Genomic DNA, 18833 nt, shown 5'->3' on the forward strand with positions numbered 1-18833 from the left:
CCGGCGGGTCCGAGGGCTGCCCACCCGCCCTCTCCCGGCCGCGCCGTCCCCTCCGCCGAAGGACTGCACCCATGACCGACCTGCACGACAAGCCCGTACCGGCGTCCGTCCAGCCGCAGGCCGGCACGGCCGCGCCGGAGGCGTACCCGACGCTCGGCGAGCTGTTCGCCGCGTGGGTCGCCCGTACCCCGCACGCGCCAGCGCTGACCGACGGCCGGCGGACCTGGAGCTACCGGGAACTGGCGGCACGGGCCGGCCGGCTCGCGGGCCACCTCGTGCGGCGCGGCGCCGGTCCGGAGCGCACGGTGGCGCTGGTGCTGCCGCGCTCGATGGAGCTGATCGCGGCCGAGCTGGCCGTCGCCCTGGCGGGTGCCGCCTTCTTACCGGTCGACCCCGCCTACCCGGCCGAGCGGCGGGCGCTGATGCTCACCGACGCCGCTCCCGCGGTGACCCTCGACGACCTCGCCCGGGTCCGCGAACTCCTGGCCGCGGAGACCGCGCAGGCCACGGACGCCGCGGACGCCGGTCCGGACGCCGAGGCGGGCGGCGACGGGGCGGCCGTCCCGCGTCCGGCCGTCGGCGCCGACCACGCCGCGTACGTCATCTACACCTCCGGTTCCACCGGGACACCGAAGGGCGTCACCGTCACCCATCGCGGCATCGGCGGCTTCACCGCGGCCGCCGTCGAGCGCTACGCCGTCCGCCCCGGCGACCGGGTGCTGCAGTTCTCCTCGCCCAGCTTCGACGCCTCCGTGCTGGAGCTGTTCATATCCGTCCTGGCCGGTGCCACCCTCGTCATACCCCCCGACGGTCCCTGGCTGGGTGACGAACTCGCCGCCGTGCTGGAGACCCACCGCATCACCCACACCCTCATCCCGCCGGCCGCCCTGGCCACGGTGCCCGGCCCGGACACCGGCGCCGGCCGCCACCTGCGCACCCTCATCGTCGGCGCCGAGGCCTGCCCGGCCGCGCTGGTCGACCGCTGGGCGCCCGGCCGCCGCATGATCAACTCCTACGGCCCGACCGAGGCGACCATCGTCGCCACCTGGACCGGCCCCCTCACCGCCGGCGGCGGCACCCCGACGATCGGCGCCGCCCTGCCGCACACCCGGGCGCACGTCCTCGACGCCGGCCTGCGGCCCGTCCCGCCCGGCACGGACGGCGAGCTGTACGTGGGCGGCGACGCGGTGGCCCGCGGCTACCTCGGCCGCCCCGGCCTGACCGCCGCCCGCTTCGTCGCCGACCCCTTCGGACCGCCCGGCGCCCGCATGTACAGAACCGGCGACCGGGTCCGCCGGACCGCGGACGGCGAACTCGAGTTCCTCGGCCGGGCCGACCGGCAGGTCAAGATCCGCGGCTTCCGCGTCGAACCGGGCGAGATCGAGGCGGCCCTGCTGCGCCACAGCGGCGTCGGCGAGGCCGTCGTCGTGGTGCGCGAGGACGAGCCGGGCAGACCGCGGCTCGTCGGCTACGTCACCCCCGCCGGGCCCGGCCCGGCCCTCGACCCCGCGGCGCTGCGCGCCTCCGTGGCCGCCGTGCTGCCCGCCCACATGGTGCCGGCCGCCGTCGTCGTCCTCGACACCCTGCCGCTCACCCCCCAGAACAAGATCGACCGCCGCGCCCTGCCGGCCCCCGCCCGCACCGCCACGGCCGCACACGTGCCCGCGCGCACCCCGCAGGAGCGGACGCTCGCCGCGATCTGGGCCGACGTGCTGGGCGTCGACGCGGTCGGCGCCACCGACGACTTCTTCGACCTGGGCGGCGACTCCATCCTCGCCGCCCAGGTCCTGGCCCGGGTCCGGGAGGACCTCGGCGTACGGCTGACCGTGCGGGACGTGTTCACCGCGCGCACGGTCGCCGCCCTCGCCCCGCTGCTCGGCGACCCGCACGCCGCCGCCCCCAGCGAGCCGATCCCGCCCGCCCCGCGCGACCGGCCGCTGCCGCTGTCCAGCGCCCAGCGCCGGCTGTGGTTCCTCGACGACCTCGCCGGCGGCGGCTGCGAGTACAACACCGGTGTCGCCCTGCGGCTGCGCGGCGAGACGGACCCCGCTGCGCTGCGCCGGGCCCTGCGCCGGCTCTGCGCCCGGCACGACGCCCTGCGCACCACCTTCACCACCGTCGACGGCCAGGGCGCCCAGCTCGTCAGCCAGGACGCCGACCTGCCGCTGCGCACGCACGACCTCGGCGACGTGGCGCCCGACCGGCGGCCGGCGGCCGTCGAGGAGCTGCTGACCGAGGAGCTGAACCGCCCCTACGACCTCACCGCGGGCCCGCTGACCCGCGCGCTGCTGGTGCGCCTCACCGACGAGGAGCACGTGCTGCTGCTGGGCCAGCACCACATCGTCACCGACGGCTGGTCGGTGGGCGTCCTGACCCGGGAACTGGCCGCGCTGTACCACGCGGAGGTCTCCGGCGAACCGGACGAGCTGCCCGACCCGGCCGTCCAGTACCCGGACTTCGCGGTGTGGGAGCACCGGCAGCGCGCGGCCGGCGACGCCGACGACCTGGCCTACTGGAAGCGCCACCTGACGGGCCTGCAGCAGCTGGAGCTGCCCACCGACCGGCCCCGGCCCGCGGTGCGCACCGCCCGCGGCGCCGCGCACCGCCACCACCTCCCGGCCGACCTGGTGGCCCGGCTGCGGCACCTGGCCACCGGACGCGGCACCACCCTGTTCACCCTGTTCGCCGGGGCGTCGGCGCTGCTGTTCTCGCGCTACTCGGGCCAGCGGGACGTGGCCTTCGGCACCGTCACCAACGGGCGCGGCCGCCGGGACCTGGAGCAGGTCGCGGGCTTCTTCGCCAACACCGTGGTGCTGCGCGGCGAGGTGGACGAGAGCGCCACCGTCGACCGGTACGTCGAGAGCACGGCCGCGACCGTGCTGGACGCCTTCGCCCACGACGCGGTCCCCTTCGACCGGGTGGTGGAGGAGCTGGCGCCGCCCCGGGACCCCAGCCGGACCCCGCTGGTGCAGGCGCTCGTCGTCCAGCAGGCCGCCGCCACCGCGCTGCCCGCCGCCGGCCGGCTGCGCTTCGAGGACCATCCGCTGCCCCGCCCGGCCGCCCGGTTCGACCTCGTGCTGGAGTTCGCGCCGGACGCCGACGGCAGCTGCGAACTGACCGCCGAGTTCAACACCGACCTGTTCGAGGCCCGCACCGCGGCCCGGCTCTGCCGTCATCTGCACCACCTGCTGGAGGGCATGGCGGACGGCCCGCGGCGCACGCTCGCCGAGCTGCCCATGCTCTCCGAGGACGAGCAGCGCACCCTCGTCGACTCCTGGAACCCGCCGGCCCGCGCGGCGCGGCGGACCGGGGACACCACGCTGCCCGAGCTGTGGCGCGCGCAGGTGGCCCGCACCCCCGACCGGACGGCCGTGACCTGCGGCCCGGTGCGGCTGGACTACGCCGGCACCGACCGCCGCGCCAACCGGCTGGCCCGGCTGCTGGTCTCCCGCGGCGCGGGCCCGGAGACCCTGGTCGCGCTCTGCCTGCCGCGCTCCGCCGAGCTGCCGTCGGTGCTGTGGGCGGTGCTGAAGTCGGGCGCCGCCTACCTCCCGGTGGACCCCGGCTACCCGGCCGAGCGCATCCGGCTGATCCTGGACGACGCCCGCCCCGCCCTCGTCGTCGCCACCCGGGAGACCGCGCGGTCCCTGCCCGAGGACTGCCGCCCGCTGATCCTGGAGGACTGCGCCGGCCCCGGCGAGGACGGCACCGCTCCCACCGGCACCGACCTCGCCGACGCCGGCCTCACCGACACCGGCCTCACCGACACCGACCTCACCGACGCCGACCGGCTGCGTCCGCTGTGCGCGGACCACCCGGCGTACGTCATCTACACCTCGGGCTCGACCGGCCGCCCCAAGGGGGTCGTGGTCACCCACCGCAGCGTCGTCGCGCTGGCCGGGTGGGTGCGCGAGCGGTTCGGCGACGGCCGGCTGGCGCACGTCGTGGCCGCCACCTCCCTCAACTTCGACGTCTCGGTCTTCGAGCTGCTCTGCCCGCTGCTGGCCGGCGGCAGCGTCGAGGTGGTCGCCGACCTGCCCGCGCTGGCCGACGAACCGGGCCCGCGCCGCGCCGGGCTGGTCAGCGGCGTGCCCTCGGTGGTCTCCCGGCTGGTCGCCGGCGGCGCCGCCCCCGTCGTCGCGGACACGGTCGTGCTGGCCGGCGAGGCGCTGCCCGCGCAGACCGTGGCCGACCTGCGCGCCGTCATGCCCGGCAGCGAGATAGCCAACATCTACGGCCCCACCGAGGCCACCGTCTACGCCACCGCCTGGTTCGCCGGTGACCGGCCCGCCCCCGAACAGGCGCCCCCCATCGGCAGACCCGTGGCCCTGAACCGGGCCTACGTCCTGGACCGCGCGCTGCGCCCGCAGCCGCCCGGGGTGACGGGTGAGCTGTACCTCGGGGGCGGCGGACTGGCGCGCGGCTACCTGCGGCGCCCCGGCCTGACCGCCGCACGCTTCGTCGCCGACCCCTACGGGGCACCGGGGGAGCGGATGTACCGCACCGGGGACCTGGTGCGGTGGACCGCCGACGGCGAGCTGGAGTACGTCGGCCGGACCGACCAGCAGGTGAAGGTCCGCGGCTTCCGCATCGAGCTGGGCGAGGTCGAGGAGGCGCTGCGCCGCTGCGAGGGGGTGGCGGAGGCGGCGGCCACCGCCACCGAGGACCGCGGCCACCGGCGCCTGGTCGGTTACGTGGTGCCCGTGCCCGGCGGCCGGGTCGAGCCGGAGGCCGTGCGCCGGGCGCTGGGCCGGACCCTGCCCGACTACATGGTCCCCGCCACCGTCCTGGTGCTGCCCGCCCTGCCGCTCAACTCCAACGGCAAGCTCGACCGCGGCCGGCTGCCCGACCCGGGCCCGGCGGTCACCGCCGTACGCCACGTCGCGCCCCGCACCGCCACCGAACGGGCCCTCGCCGCGATCTGGGCGGACGTGCTGCGCGTGGAACGGGTCGGCGCGGACGACAACTTCTTCGAACTGGGCGGCGACTCGATCCTGAGCATCCAGGTCGTGGCCCGGGCCCGGCAGGCCGGCCTGGTGGTGACCTCCCGTGACGTCTACCGGCACCAGACGGTCGCCGCCCTCGCCCGGTGCGCGGACGCCGCCGGCCGGCGCCGCACCGGCGCGCCCGCCCCGGTGGCCGCCACCGGCACCAGCCCGCTGACCCCCATCCAGCACTGGCTGTTCGACAGCGCGGGGGAGCGGGCCGGCCACTTCGCCCAGGCCCTCTCCGTCGAGCTGCCCGGCGACCTGGACGTCACCGCCCTCCAGGACGCGCTGAACGACCTGGTGGCCCACCACGACGCGCTGCGCTCACGGTTCGTCCCCGACACCCGGGCGCGCACCGATGCCGGCACCGACGCAGGCGGGAGCGGGGTGACGGGCGTGCGCTGGATCATCGACGACCGGCCGGTCCGCGTCCGGCTGGCCCACCACACCGGGCCCGACACGGACACCCCCCACTTCGGCCCCTTCGACCTCACCGGCGAACCGCTGCTGCGGGCCGTCCTGCACGACCGCGGGCCCGGCCGGCCCCCGGTGCTGCATTTGAGCGTGCACCACCTGGTGGTCGACGGGGTGTCCTGGCGGGTGCTGCTGGAGGACCTCGACCTCGCCTACCGCGCCCGCCGCGACGGCGGCGACCCGGCGGCGGCCCTGCCCGCGAAGTCCTCGCCGCTGCGGCAGTGGGCGCGGCAGCTGACCGCGCACGCCGCGGCCGGCGGCTTCGACGACGAGAAGGACTACTGGGCGCGGGCCCTCCCGGACACCGCGCCGCCCCTGCCCACCGACCTGCTCGGCGCCAACACCTACGCCTCGGCCCGCGCGGTGACCGTGCGGCTGAGCGCCGACGACACGGCCGTACTGCTGCGCACCCTGCCCGACACCTACCGCACCCAGGTCAACGACGTGCTGCTCGGCGCCCTCGGGCGGGTGCTGTGCGGGTGGAGCGGCCGGCGGCCGGTGCTGGTGGACGTCGAGGGCCACGGCCGTGAGGAACTCTTCGCCGACCTCGACATCAGCCGGACCGTCGGCTGGTTCACCACCCGCCACCCCGTCGCCCTCGACGTCCCCGCCGACGCCGGCTGGGACGGCGTGCTCAAGCAGGTCAAGGAGCAGCTGCGGGCGGTGCCCCGGCACGGCCTCGGTCACGACGCCCTGCACCACCTGACCGGGCACCGGGCCGCCCCCGGCACCCCGGCCGCCGACGTCAGCTTCAACTACCTGGGCCGCATGGCGGGCCCGGCCGCCCCGGACGGCCTGTGCCGCGGCACCTTCCGGCCGCTGGAGCTGGACGCCGACCCCTCGGCCGAGCGCCCGCACGCCCTGGAGGTCGTCGGGCTGCTCGACGGCGACGAGCTGGAGTTCACCTGGTTCTACTCCGACCAGCTGCACCACGAGGACACCGTCCAGCGGCTGGCCGCCGCCTTCGCCGACGCGCTGGCCGGCCTCGCCCGGTACGCCGCGCGGCCGGACGCCGCCGGGCGCACCCCGTCCGACTTCCCGCTGGTCCGGCTCGACCAGACGGCCGTGGACGCCCTCGCGGGCGGCGACCCCGGCGCCGTGGAGGACGTCCTGCCGCTGACGCCGACCCAGGCCGGCATGCTCTTCCACGGGCTGTCCGAGGACGACCGCGGCGTCTACTTCCAGCAGCTGACCTTCGTCCTGGACGGCGTGGCCGACCCGGCCGTGCTCGCCGCCGCCTGGCAGGAGGTCACGGACCGCACCGAGGTGCTGCGCGGCCGCGTCGCCTGGCAGGACATGCCCGAGCCGCTGCTGGTCGTGCAGCGCCGGGCCGACCTGCCCGTCACCCACCTGGACTGGCGCGGCCTCGGCGAGGACGAGCGCCGCGAGCGGCTGGGCGCCCTGCTCGACGAGGACCGCGCGGCCGGCCTCGACCTGACGCGGGCCCCGCTCCAGCGCCTGCTGCTCGCCCGGGTGGGCGACACGGCCGTCCAGGTGGTGTGGTCCTTCCACCACCTGGTCCTGGACGGCTGGAGCCTCTTCCAGGTCCTGTCCGACGTCTTCGCCCGGCACTCGGCGCTCAGCGGGCGCGGCGCCGGCGACGGCGTACCCGACCGCCGCCCCTACCGCGACTACGTGGCCTGGCTGCGCGAGCGGGACGGCGACGAGGCCGAGCGGCACTGGCGCGAGAGGCTCGCCGGGCTGGCCGAGCCCACGCCGCTGCCCTACGACCGCGAGCCGCGCGAGACGCACCGCGCCGAGTCCACCCGGGCGGTGCGGGTCACGCTGCCCGCCGCCGCGACCCGGGGCCTGGAGGAGCTGGCCCGCACGTCCGGGCTCACCCTCAACACCCTCGTGCAGGGCGCCTGGGCGCTGCTGCTGGCCCGGCAGGCGGGCCGCGACGACGTGGTGTTCGGCACCACCGTCTCCGGCCGGCCCGACGAGCTGCCGGGCGCCGACACCATGACGGGCCTGTTCATCACCACCCTGCCCACCCGGGTCACGGTGCCCGCCGACGGCACCCTCGTGGACTGGCTGCGCCGGCTCCAGCAGGACCAGAGCGAGGACCGCCGCCACGACTGGGTGCCGCTGACCCGGATGAAGGCGCTCACCGGGCTGCCCGAGCGGGTCGGCCTGTTCGACAGCATCGTCGTCTTCGAGAACTACCCCGTCGACGACCGGCTCGCCGCCTCCCACGGACTGCGGCTGACCGGCCTGGACGGCATCGAGACCACCAACTACCCGTTGAGCCTCGTCGCCTACCCGGGCCCGGAACTGGCCCTGCGGCTGGGCTACGACCCGCGGCTGTTCGACGAGGCCACCGTGCGGCGGGCCGCCGAGTACCTCACCGTGCTGCTGGAGGGCATGACCGCCGGCGCCGCACGGCCGCCCGCCCGGCTGCCGCTGCTCACCGCCGAGCGCCGCGCCCAGGTGCTGCGCGACTGGAACGACACGGCCACCGAGCTGCCCGAGGCCACGGTGGCGGAGCTGTTCACCGCACAGGTGCGGCGCACCCCGGACGCCGTCGCCCTGGAGGCCGGCGGCGAACGCCTCACCTACCGGCAGCTCGACGCCCGCGCCGCGGCCCTGGCCGCGCGGCTGACGGCGCTCGGCGTCCGGGCGGAACGCGCGGTCGGCGTGCTCATGGACCGCTCGGCGGGCCTGGTCGTCGCACAGCTCGCCCTGGTCCGCACCGGCGGCGTGTACGTGCCGCTGGACGGCAGGGCGCCGCGCGAGCGGCTGCGCCGGATGCTCACCGAGGCCGGGGCGGACCTGCTGCTCACCGACGCCGCCGGTCAGGACACGGCCCGCGACCTGCTGCCCGGCGACGGGGTGCTGCTCCTGGACGGCACCGGCGCCGCCCGGGCGACGCCCGGCGAAGCCCCCGGCGACGCCGGTGCCCAGGCCTCGGCGGTCCACCCGGACAACGTCCAGTACCTGATGTTCACCTCCGGCTCCACCGGCGTCCCCAAGGGCGTCGCGGTGCGCCAGCGGGACGTCGCCGCGCTCGCCCGGGACCGCGCCTTCACCGGCCACGACCGGGTGCTCGTGCACTCCCCGCACGCCTTCGACGCCGCCACCTACGAGGTGTGGGTGCCGCTGCTGCGCGGCGGCACCGCCGTCCTCGCCCCGCCGGCCGACGTGGACGCCGCCCTGGTGCGCCGCGCCGTCACCGAGCAGGGCGTGCGCTGCCTGTGGCTGACCGCCGGGCTGTTCCGGCTGCTCGCCCAGGAGGACCCGGCCTGCCTGCGCGGCGCCCGCGAGGTGTGGACCGGCGGCGAGGCCGTGCCCGGCGCGGTCGTGCGCCGCGTCCTGGAGGCCTGCCCGGGCCTGACCGTCGTCGACGGCTACGGACCCACGGAGACCACCACCTTCGCCACCCGGCGCGTCTTCCGCGCCGGCGACCCGCTGCCCGCCGTGCTGCCCATCGGGCGCCCGCTGGACAACACCCGCGTCTACGTCCTGGACGGCGCCCTGCGACCGCAGCCGCCCGGCATCCCGGGCGAGCTGTACGTCGCCGGCGCCGGAGTCGCCCGCGGCTACGCCGGCCGGCCCGGCGCCACCGCCGCCCGCTACCTCGCCGATCCCTTCGGCCCGCCCGGCGGCCGGATGTACCGCACCGGCGACATCGTGCGGTGGAGCGCCGACGGCGAGCTGCACTTCGTGGGCCGCGCCGACGACCAGATCAAGATCCGCGGCTTCCGCATCGAGCCCGCCGAGATCGAGGCCCGCCTCACCGCGCACCCGGACGTCGCCGAGGCGGTCGTCTCGCTGTACGAGGACGCGGGACGCAAGCGCCTGGCCGCCCACCTCGTACCGGCCCAGGGCGCCGCCGTGCCGTCCGCCACCGAGCTGCGCGCCCACCTGGCCGCGGGGCTGCCCGACTACATGCTGCCCGCCGCGTTCGTCGCCGTCCCCGAGCTGCCGCTGACGGCCAACGGCAAGGTCGACCGGCGCCGGCTGCCCGCCCCGGACTGGGCGGCGAGCGGGGACAGCGCCTACCGCGCCCCGCGCGGCGAGGCCGAACGCGTCCTCGCCGAGGTCTGGGCGGACCTGCTCGGCGTCGACCGGGTCGGCGTCGACGACAACTTCTTCATGCTGGGCGGCGACTCCATCCTCAGCATCCAGGTCGTCTCCCGGGCCCGCGCCGCGGGGCTCGCGCTCACCCCGCGCGACCTGTTCCGCCACCCCACCGTCGCCGCGCTCGCCGCGGCCACCGGCACCGCCGCCACCGTCGCCGGGACCGGGCCGGTCAGCGGGGAGACCGGGCTGCTGCCCGTGCAGCACTGGTTCCTCGACCCCGGTCCTGACCGGCCGGACTTCTTCGACCAGGCGCTCGTCGTGCGGGCCCCGGGCGCGGTCGACCCCGGCGCCCTGCGCACCGCCCTGGCCGCGCTGTGGGAGCACCACGACGCCCTGCGCTCCCGGTTCACCCGGGCCGGCGACGGAACCTGGCGCCAGGACTGCGCCCCGGCCGGCCTGCCCGTGCCCGATCTGCTGGAGGTCTGCGACCTGAGCGGCCTGGACGAGGCGGCGGCCGCCGAGCGGGAGGCCCGGATCACCGAGGCGGCGCACGCCGGGTTCCGGCTGGACACCGGCCCCCTGCTCACCGCCCGCCTGTTCACCGCCGGCGGCGACCGGCCCGCCCGGCTGCTGCTGGCCGTCCACCACCTGGTCGTCGACGGCGTCTCCTGGCGCGTGCTGCTGGAGGACCTGGAGACCGCCTACCGGCAGGCAGCCGCGGGCGAACCGGTCCGGCTGCCCGTGCGCACCACCTCGGTCCAGGAGTGGGCCCGCAGGCTGCGCGCCCACACCGACGGCGGCGGCTTCGCGGACCAGCGCGACCACTGGGAGTCCGCCGTCCGGCACTGCGCCGCCCCGCTCCCCGTGGACGTGGAGGCGGACCCGGAGCGGGCCGGCGGCAACACCATGGCCGACGTCCGCGCGGTCACCGTCCGCCTGGACCGCGCCCGCACCGACGAACTGCTGCGCAAGGTCCCCGGCGTCTACCGCACCCGGATCGACGACGTCCTGCTCACCGCCCTCGGCCGGGTGCTCGCCGAGTGGACCGGCCGCCGTACGGTCGCCGTCGGCCTGGAGGGGCACGGCCGGGCGGACGAGCTGTTCGAGGACGTCGACCTGTCCCGCACCGTCGGCTGGTTCACCACGCTCTTCCCCGTCGCCCTCGACGTCCCGGCCGGGGACTGGGGGAGCGCGCTGAAGTCCGTCAAGGAGCAGCTGCGGGCCGTACCGGACCGGGGCATCGGCTACGGCGCCCTGCGCCACCTCGCCCGGGACGAACGCCTCGCCGGCGCACCCGCCCCCGGCATCAGCTTCAACTACCTGGGCCGCTTCGACTGGTCGCCCGACGGCGCCGCCCTGGTCGGCGCCGTGCCCGGCGGACTCGGCGGCGCGGACGCACCCGGCAGCGAACGCCCGCACCTGCTGGACGTGGTGGCCCGCGTCGAGGACGACCGCCTGGAGATCATCTGGTACTACAGCGAGCACCGGCACCACGAGCGGACCGTCACCGGGCTCGCCGAGGGCATGCTGCGCGCCCTGGAGGACATCGTCGCCCACTGCGCCCGCCCCGGCGCCGGCGGCCGTACCCCCTCGGACTACCCGCTGGCCCGCCTGGACCAGGCGGCCGTCGACCGGATCGCCGGCGACGGCAGCGCGGTCGCGGACATCTACCCGCTGACCCCGATGCAGGCCGGCATGCTCTTCCACAGCCTGCTCGACCCCGACGGCCGCACCTACGTCAACCAGGTGCAGCTGGTGCTGTCCGGCGTCACCGACCCGCGGGCCCTGGCCGAGGCCTGGCAGCGCACCGTGGACGCCAACCCCATGCTGCGCACCCGGCTGGTGTGGCAGGAGACCGCGGAGCCCGTCCAGGTCGTCCCGCACCGGGCGGCCGTGCCCGTCACCCACCACGACTGGAGCGACCGGCCCGGGCCGTGGTGCGCGCGCGAACTGGACCGGCTGCTCGCCGAGGACCGGGACGCGGGCCTCGACCTGGGCACGGCGCCGCTGATGCGGCTGACGCTGATCCGGCTGTCGGCGACACGGGTGCGCCTGGTGTGGACCTTCCACCACGTACTGCTGGACGGCTGGAGCGCCGCCCAGGTCTTCGACGAGGTGTGCGAGCGCTACGCCGCCCTGACGACCGGACGCCGCCCCGAGGTGCCCGAGCGCCACCCGTTCGCCGACTACCTGCGCTGGCTGGCCGCCCAGGACACCGCCGCCGCCGAACGCCACTGGCGCCGCGCGCTGGCCGGCTTCACCGCGCCCACCGAACTGCCCCGCGACCGGCGGCCCGCCGAGGCCCACCGCGCCTCCTCCTCCCAGGCCGTGCGGGTGACCCTCGACCCGGCGCTGTCGGCCCGGCTGCGGGAGACCGCGCAGCAGGCGGGGCTGACGGTCAACACCGTTCTCCAGGGCGCCTGGGCGCTGCTGCTGTCCCGCTACGGCGGCGGCGACGACGTGGTGTTCGGCACGACCGTCTCCGGGCGGCCCGCCGACCTCACGGGCGTCACCTCCATGGTCGGCCTGTTCATCAACACCCTGCCCACCCGGGCGCGGATCGACGGACGGCGCCCGCTGCTCGACTGGCTGCGCGACCTCCAGACCGCCCAGTCGGAGGCCCGCCGCCACGAGTTCGTGTCGCTGGCGCAGCTCCAGACCTGGAGCGAGGTGCCGGGCGGCACCACCCTGTTCGACTCCATCGTGGTCTTCGAGAACTACCCCTTCGACGAGGGGGCGGTGGCCCGGCACGGCCTCGGCGTCGAACAGGAACGCGACCTTGAGCCCACCAACTACCCCCTCAGCGTCGTCGTCGCGCCCGGCGAGAGCCTCACCGTCAACCTCGACTACGACCCCGCGGCCTTCGACGCCGCCACGGTCGAGGGCCTCGGGGAGAGCCTGCGCACCCTGCTGGCCCAGATGGCCGCCGACCCCGGACGCCGCCTCGCCGACCTGGCGCTGACGGAGCCCGCCCGCGGCCGCGAGCTGCTCGAACGCTTCGGCGGACCGGTGAGCGAGGCACCCCGCGGCACGCTGCCCGAGGCGTTCCGCCGGCAGGCGGCGGCCACCCCCGGCGCCCCGGCCGTGCGGTGCGCGACCGGAGACCTGACCTACCGGGAACTGGACGAGCGCGCCGACCGGCTGGCCCGGCTGCTGATCGCCGCCGGCGCCGGACCCGAGCGGTTCGTCGCCCTGGCCCTGCCGCGCACCGCCGACCTGGTGGTGGCGCTGCTGGCGGTCCTCAAGAGCGGCGCCGCCTACCTGCCGGTCGACCCCGGACACCCGGCCGAGCGCATCGCGTTCCTCTTCGACGACGTGCGCCCCGAGGCCGTGATCACCAGCACCGAGACCTCCGGCCGGCTGCCGGACGGCCCGTACACCCGGATCGTGCTGGACGACCCCGGCTGCGCCGCGCGGCTGGCCGCCACCCCGGCCGGCCCGGTCGGCGACGGCGAACGGCACGGCACCCTGCTGCCCGGGCACCCCGCGTACGTCATCCACACCTCCGGCTCGACCGGCCGCCCCAAGGGCGTCGTCGTCGCCCACGCGTCGGTGCTGGCGCTGACCGACTGGGCCGCGGCGGAGTTCACCGGCCGCGGACTCGCCCACGTCGTGGCCTCCACCTCGCTCAACTTCGACGTGTCGGTGTTCGAGATCCTCTCGCCGCTGCTGGCCGGCGGCAGCGTGGAGATCGTCCGCGACCTGCTGGCCCTCGCCGAGCGCCCCGGACCGTGGCGCGCCGGGCTGCTCAGCGCGGTGCCCTCCGCCCTGGGCCGGCTCCTCGCGGAGGACGCCGTGCACGTCGCGGCCGACACGGTGGTCCTGGCGGGGGAGGGTCTGCCCGCCCGGACGGTCCGCCAGGTCCGCGCGGCGGTCCCCGGCTGCCGGGTCATGAACATCTACGGCCCCACCGAGGCCACCGTCTACGCCACCGCCGCCCTCTGCGACCCGGCCGACCCCGACCGCGACCCGCCGATCGGCCGCCCGGTCGGCGGCGCCCGGGCCTACGTCCTGGACGAGCGGATGCGCCCGGTGCCCGTCGGCGCGCCCGGTGAGCTGTTCCTGGCCGGCACCGGAGTGGCGCGCGGCTATCTGCGCCGCCCCGGCCTGACCGCCTCCCGCTTCCTGCCCGACCCGTTCGGCCCGCCCGGCGGCCGCATGTACCGCACCGGCGACCTGGTGCGCTGGACGGCCGACGGCGACCTCGTCTACCTCGGCCGCGGCGACGACCAGGTGAAGGTGCGCGGCTTCCGCATCGAACTGGGCGAGGTGGAGGCCGCCCTCGCCCGCCACCCGCACGTGACGGAGGCCGCCGCCCGGGTGGTGGAGCACGACGGCCACCGCCGCCTCGTGGGCTACGCGGTGCCCGGCGACGGCCCACTGCCCGAACCGGCCGAACTGCGCGCCTTCCTCGCCCGCAGCCTCCCCGACCACCTCGTGCCGGCCCTCGTGATGCCGCTTCAGCGGCTGCCGCTGGGCGCCACCGGCAAGCTGGACCGGCGGGCGCTGCCCGAGCCCGTGTGGGCCGCCCCGGCCACCGGCGGCGACCGGCCGCCGGCCACCGAGGCGGAGCGGACCCTCGCCGCGATCTGGTGCGAGGTGCTCGGCCTGCCCGCCGTGCAGACGGACGACAACTACTTCGCCCTCGGCGGCGACTCGATCCTCGGCATCCAGATCGTCTCGGCCGCCCGCCGCGCCGGACTCGCCCTCACCCCCCGCCACCTGTTCACCCACCAGAGCCTCGGCGAACTCGCCGCCGCCGCCGAGCGGGCCCCCGCCCCGGTGACCACCGCCCAGCAGGGCGCGGTGGTCGGCGAGGCGCCGCTCACCCCCGTCCAGCACTGGCTGTTCGACACCCTCCCCGGCGACCCGGCCGACTTCAGCCAGACGGTGTCCTACCGGCTGGCGGCGGACACCGACGAAGGGCTGCTGCGCGGCGCCCTGGCCGCCGTACTGGACCACCACGACGCGCTGCGCCTGCGGTTCGAACCGGCCGGCGCCGGGCAGTGGCGGCAGCACGGCAGCGCGCCCGGCGACGCGCCGAGCCTGGAGAGCCACCGCCTGCCCGACGACCCGGCGGCCCTCGGCGACGTGGCCGCCGCCCTCGCCTCCGGCTTCGACCTCGCGGCCGGGCCGCTCCTGCGGGCGGCCCTGTGCCGCCTAGGTGGCGACCCGCAGCCGGTGCTCGTACTGGCCGCGCACCACCTGGTCGTGGACGCGGTGTCGTGGCGGCTGATCCTGGAGGACCTCGACACCGCCTACCGCGCCCTGCGGGACGGCGAGCGGCCCGGCCTCGGCGCCAAGAGCACCTCGTTCCAGGCCTGGGCGCAGCGGCTCGCCGCGCACACCGCGGCCGGCGGCTTCGACGGCGAACTCGGCCACTGGCGCGGCCTCGGCCCGGACACCCCGCTGCCCACCGACGGCGCCGGGGCCAACACCGGCGCCGAGGAGGAGACCGTGACGGCCGGCCTGGACGCCGAGGACACCCGCCGGCTGCTCCAGGACGTCCCGGACGTCTACCGCACCCGCGTCAACGACGTCCTGCTGTACGCGCTGGGCCGGGTGCTGGGCCGCTGGACCGGGCGGGAGCGGATCACCGTGGCCCTGGAGGGACACGGCCGCGAGGACCTCTTCGACGACGTCGACCTGGCCCGCACCGTCGGCTGGTTCACCACCATGTACCCGGTCGCCCTGGACGTCCCCCCGGACGCGGACACCGGCGCCGCGCTGAAGCGGGTCAAGGAGAACCTGCGGGCCGTACCCCACGGCGGCATCGGCTACGGCGCGCTGCGCCACCTGCACCCGGCGGCGGGCCGCGACCTGCCCCCGCTGCCCCAGGTCGGCTTCAACTACCTGGGCCGGCGGGACCTCGACGCCGCCCCGGGCGGCCTGCTGCTCGCCCCGTACGGCACGCTCGCCGGCGGCATGGACCGCTCGGCCGAACGCCCGCACCTCCTCGACGTCCTCGGGCAGGTCACCGGCGGGCGGCTGGAGTTCACCTGGTCGTACTCCCGCGAGGTGCACCGGCGCGAGACCGTCGCCCGGCTGGCGGCCGAGCTGGCGGAGGAACTGCGGGCCGTCGTCCGGCACTGCGCCGGGCCCGGCGCCGGCGGCCGCACCCCGTCCGACTTCCCGCTGGCCCCGCTGGACCAGGCGGGCGTCGACCGGCTGGTCGGCACCGGACGCGACGTGGCCGACGTCTACCCGCTCACGCCCACCCAGACCGGCATGGTCGTGCACGGCATGGACGAGGCCGAACACGGCCTGTACGTCGAGCAGATCACGTTCGTGGCGGACGGCGCCCGCGATCCCGGGGTGCTGGCCGCGGCCTGGCAGCACGTCGTCGACCGCACCCCCGTCCTGCGCACCTCCGTCGCCCTGCACGGCGTCCCGGTGCCGTTGCAGGTCGTGCACCGCGACGTCACCCTCCCGGTCACCCGGCACGACTGGAGCGAGCTGCCCGAGGAGCGGCGCGCGAGCGAACTGGAGCGGCTGCTCGCCGAGGAACGCGCCCGCGGCCTGGCCCTGGACCGGGCCCCGCTGCTGCGGGTCGCCCTGGTCCGGCTCGGCCCCGACGCCGTGCGCGTGGTGTGGACCTTCCACCACGTCCTGCTGGACGGGTGGAGCGTCTTCCACGTGCTCTCGGACGTGCTCGCCGCGCACGCCGCGCTCGCCCGCGGCGAACGCCCGGCGCTGCCCGAACGCCGGCCGTTCGCGGACTACGCCGCCTGGCTCGCCGCCCGCGACACCGGCCGGGCGGCGGACCACTGGCGCGCCGTCCTCAAGGACCTCGCCGCGCCGACCCCGCTGCCCTACGACCGCAGGCCCGCCCAGGGCACCACGGCCCGCTCCGGCAGCTGGCTGTCGCAGCGGCTCACCGCGGGCGATACCGCCCGGCTCCAGGAGTTCGCCCGCCGCCACCGCCTCACCCTCAACACGCTGGTGCAGGGCGCCTGGGCGCTGTTGCTGTCCCGCTGGAGCGGCGAGCGCGAGGTGTGCTTCGGCACCACCGTCTCCGGCCGGCCGTCCGGCCTGCCCGGCGCCGACACCATCACCGGCCTGTTCATCACCACGCTGCCCGCCCGGATCGCCGTCGACGGCGCCGCCCCCTGCGACGCCTGGCTGCGCGCGGTGCAGGAGGCCCGCGCCGAGGACCGCCGCTTCGACCACGTCCCCCTGACCGAGCTGCACCAGCTGAGCCGGCTGCCCGCCGGGACGGCGATGTTCGACAGCCTGGTGGTCTTCGAGAACTACCCCGTCGGCGACGCCACGGCCGGCGCGCACGGCCTGCACCTGCGCGACCTCGACGCCCGGGAGGCCACCAACTACCCGCTCACCGTCGTCGTCTCGCCCGGGGACCGGCTCAGCGTGGAACTCGGCTACGACCCGCGCTGCTTCGACCCGGCCACCGCCGAGTCGCTGGCCGGCCAGCTGCTGCACACCCTGGCCGCGCTGGCCGCCTCGGACGGCACCGCCCGCCTCGACGACATCGACGTGCTGCCCGCCGAGGACCGGGCCAGGCTGCTGCGCGGACCGTCCCGCCCGGAAGCCCGGCCCGTCGCCCCGGCCACCCTGCCCGCCCTCGTCGAGGCCGCCGCCGACCGCTGGCCCACCGCCCCCGCGCTGAGCGCCCCCGGCCTGCTGCTGACCCACGCCGAGGCCGAGGCGCACGCCAACCGCCTCGCCCACCGGCTCATCGCCCTGGGCGCCGGCCCCGGACAACTGGTCGCGCTCCTGCTGCCGCGCTGCGCCGACATGGTGCTGGCCCAGCTCGCGGTGGCGAAGACGGGCGCCGCGTTCCTGCCGGTCGACCCCGCCTACCCGGACGAGCGGATCACCCTGATGCTGCGGGACGCGGCACCCGCCCTCACCCTCGACGCCAAGGAGGTCGCCGCGCTGCTGGCCGCACCGGCCGACGAGGTCCCCGGGCACCGGCCCACCGACGCCGACCGCACCCGTCCGCTCGACCTGGACGACCCGGCCTACGTCATCTACACCTCGGGCTCCACCGGCACCCCCAAGGGCGTCGTCGTCACCCACCGCGGCCTCGCCGCGTTCTCCGCCGCCGAGGCCGAGCACTACGGCGTCGCCCCCGGCGACCGGGTCCTGGCCTTCGCCACGCCCAGCTTCGACGCCTCCGTGCTGGAGCTGTGCATGTCCCTGGCGCACGGCGCCCGGCTCGTCGTACCCCCGCCCGGACCGCTGCTCGGCGCCCCGCTGGCCGGCGTCCTGCGCGAGGAGCGCGTCACCCACACCCTGCTGCCCCCGGCCGCCCTCGCCACCCTGCCGCCCGGCACGCCCGGCACCCTGCCCGACCTGAAGACGCTGATCGTCGGCGCCGACGCGTGCGGCGCCGACCTCGTCGCCCGCTGGGCCCCGCACCACCGCATGGTCAACTCCTACGGGCCCACCGAGGCGACCGTCGTCGCCACCTGGTCCGCCCCCCTGGAAGCGGACGGCGGCGCGCCGCCCATCGGCCGCCCGCTGCCCGCCACCGGCGCCTACGTCCTCGACGCCCGGCTGCGGCCGGTCCCGGACGGCGTGCCCGGCGAACTCTGGCTCAGCGGCCCCGCCCTGGCCCGCGGCTACCTGGGCCGCCCCGGGCTGACCGCGGCCCGCTTCACCGCCGACCCGTTCGGACCGCCCGGCACCCGCATGTACCGCACCGGCGACCTGGTACGCCGCGACGCCCGCGGGGAACTGCACTACCTCGGCCGCACCGACCACCAATTGAAGCTGCGCGGCCACCGCATCGAGGCCGGCGAGGTCGAGGCCACCCTGGTGCGCCACCCGGCCGTGCTGGACGCCGTGGTGAGCGTCCGCGAGGACGAGCCGGGCCTGCCCCGCCTGGTCGCCCACCTGCTCACCGCCCCCGGCGCCGAGCCCCCCGCCGCCGCCGAACTGCGGGCGCTGGCCGCCCGGTCGCTGCCCGGCCACATGGTGCCGACGGCGTTCGTGGCGCTGGAGAGCTTCCCGCTCACCGAGAACGGCAAGACCGACCGGGCCGCCCTGCCCGCGCCCGCACCGGACGCCGACCGGGACCGGGAACGCGCCGATCACGTCCCGCTGCGCACCCCCACCGAGGAAGCGGTGGCGGCCATCTGGGAGGAGACCCTCCAGACGGCCGTCGGCGCCGAGGACGACTACTTCCTGCTCGGCGGCGACTCCATGCGCGCCCTGCTCATCGCCTCCCGCGCCAACGACGCCTTCGGCGTCACGCTCACCCCCCGCGACGTCCTGGTCTCCCGCACCGTCGCCGCCCTGGCGGAACTGGTGGAGGACCAGATCCTGAGCGAACTCGAAGACGCCGCGCACGGCGGCCCCGACCACGACGAACGGTGAGGACCC

1 protein-coding gene is annotated in these 18833 nt (G+C 77.0%); it reads left to right on the forward strand.

The features are described 5' to 3' along the window. Positions 1-71 precede the first annotated feature (71 nt). Positions 72-18827 carry a non-ribosomal peptide synthetase gene (locus tag ACZ6CZ_RS04775; RefSeq protein WP_469014596.1) on the forward strand — a complete coding sequence of 6252 codons (18756 nt, stop codon included), beginning with the start codon at positions 72-74 and terminating at the stop codon, positions 18825-18827. The last annotated feature ends 6 nt before the right edge of the window (positions 18828-18833 follow it).

Source organism: Streptomyces sp. NPDC041135, from assembly GCF_055592085.1.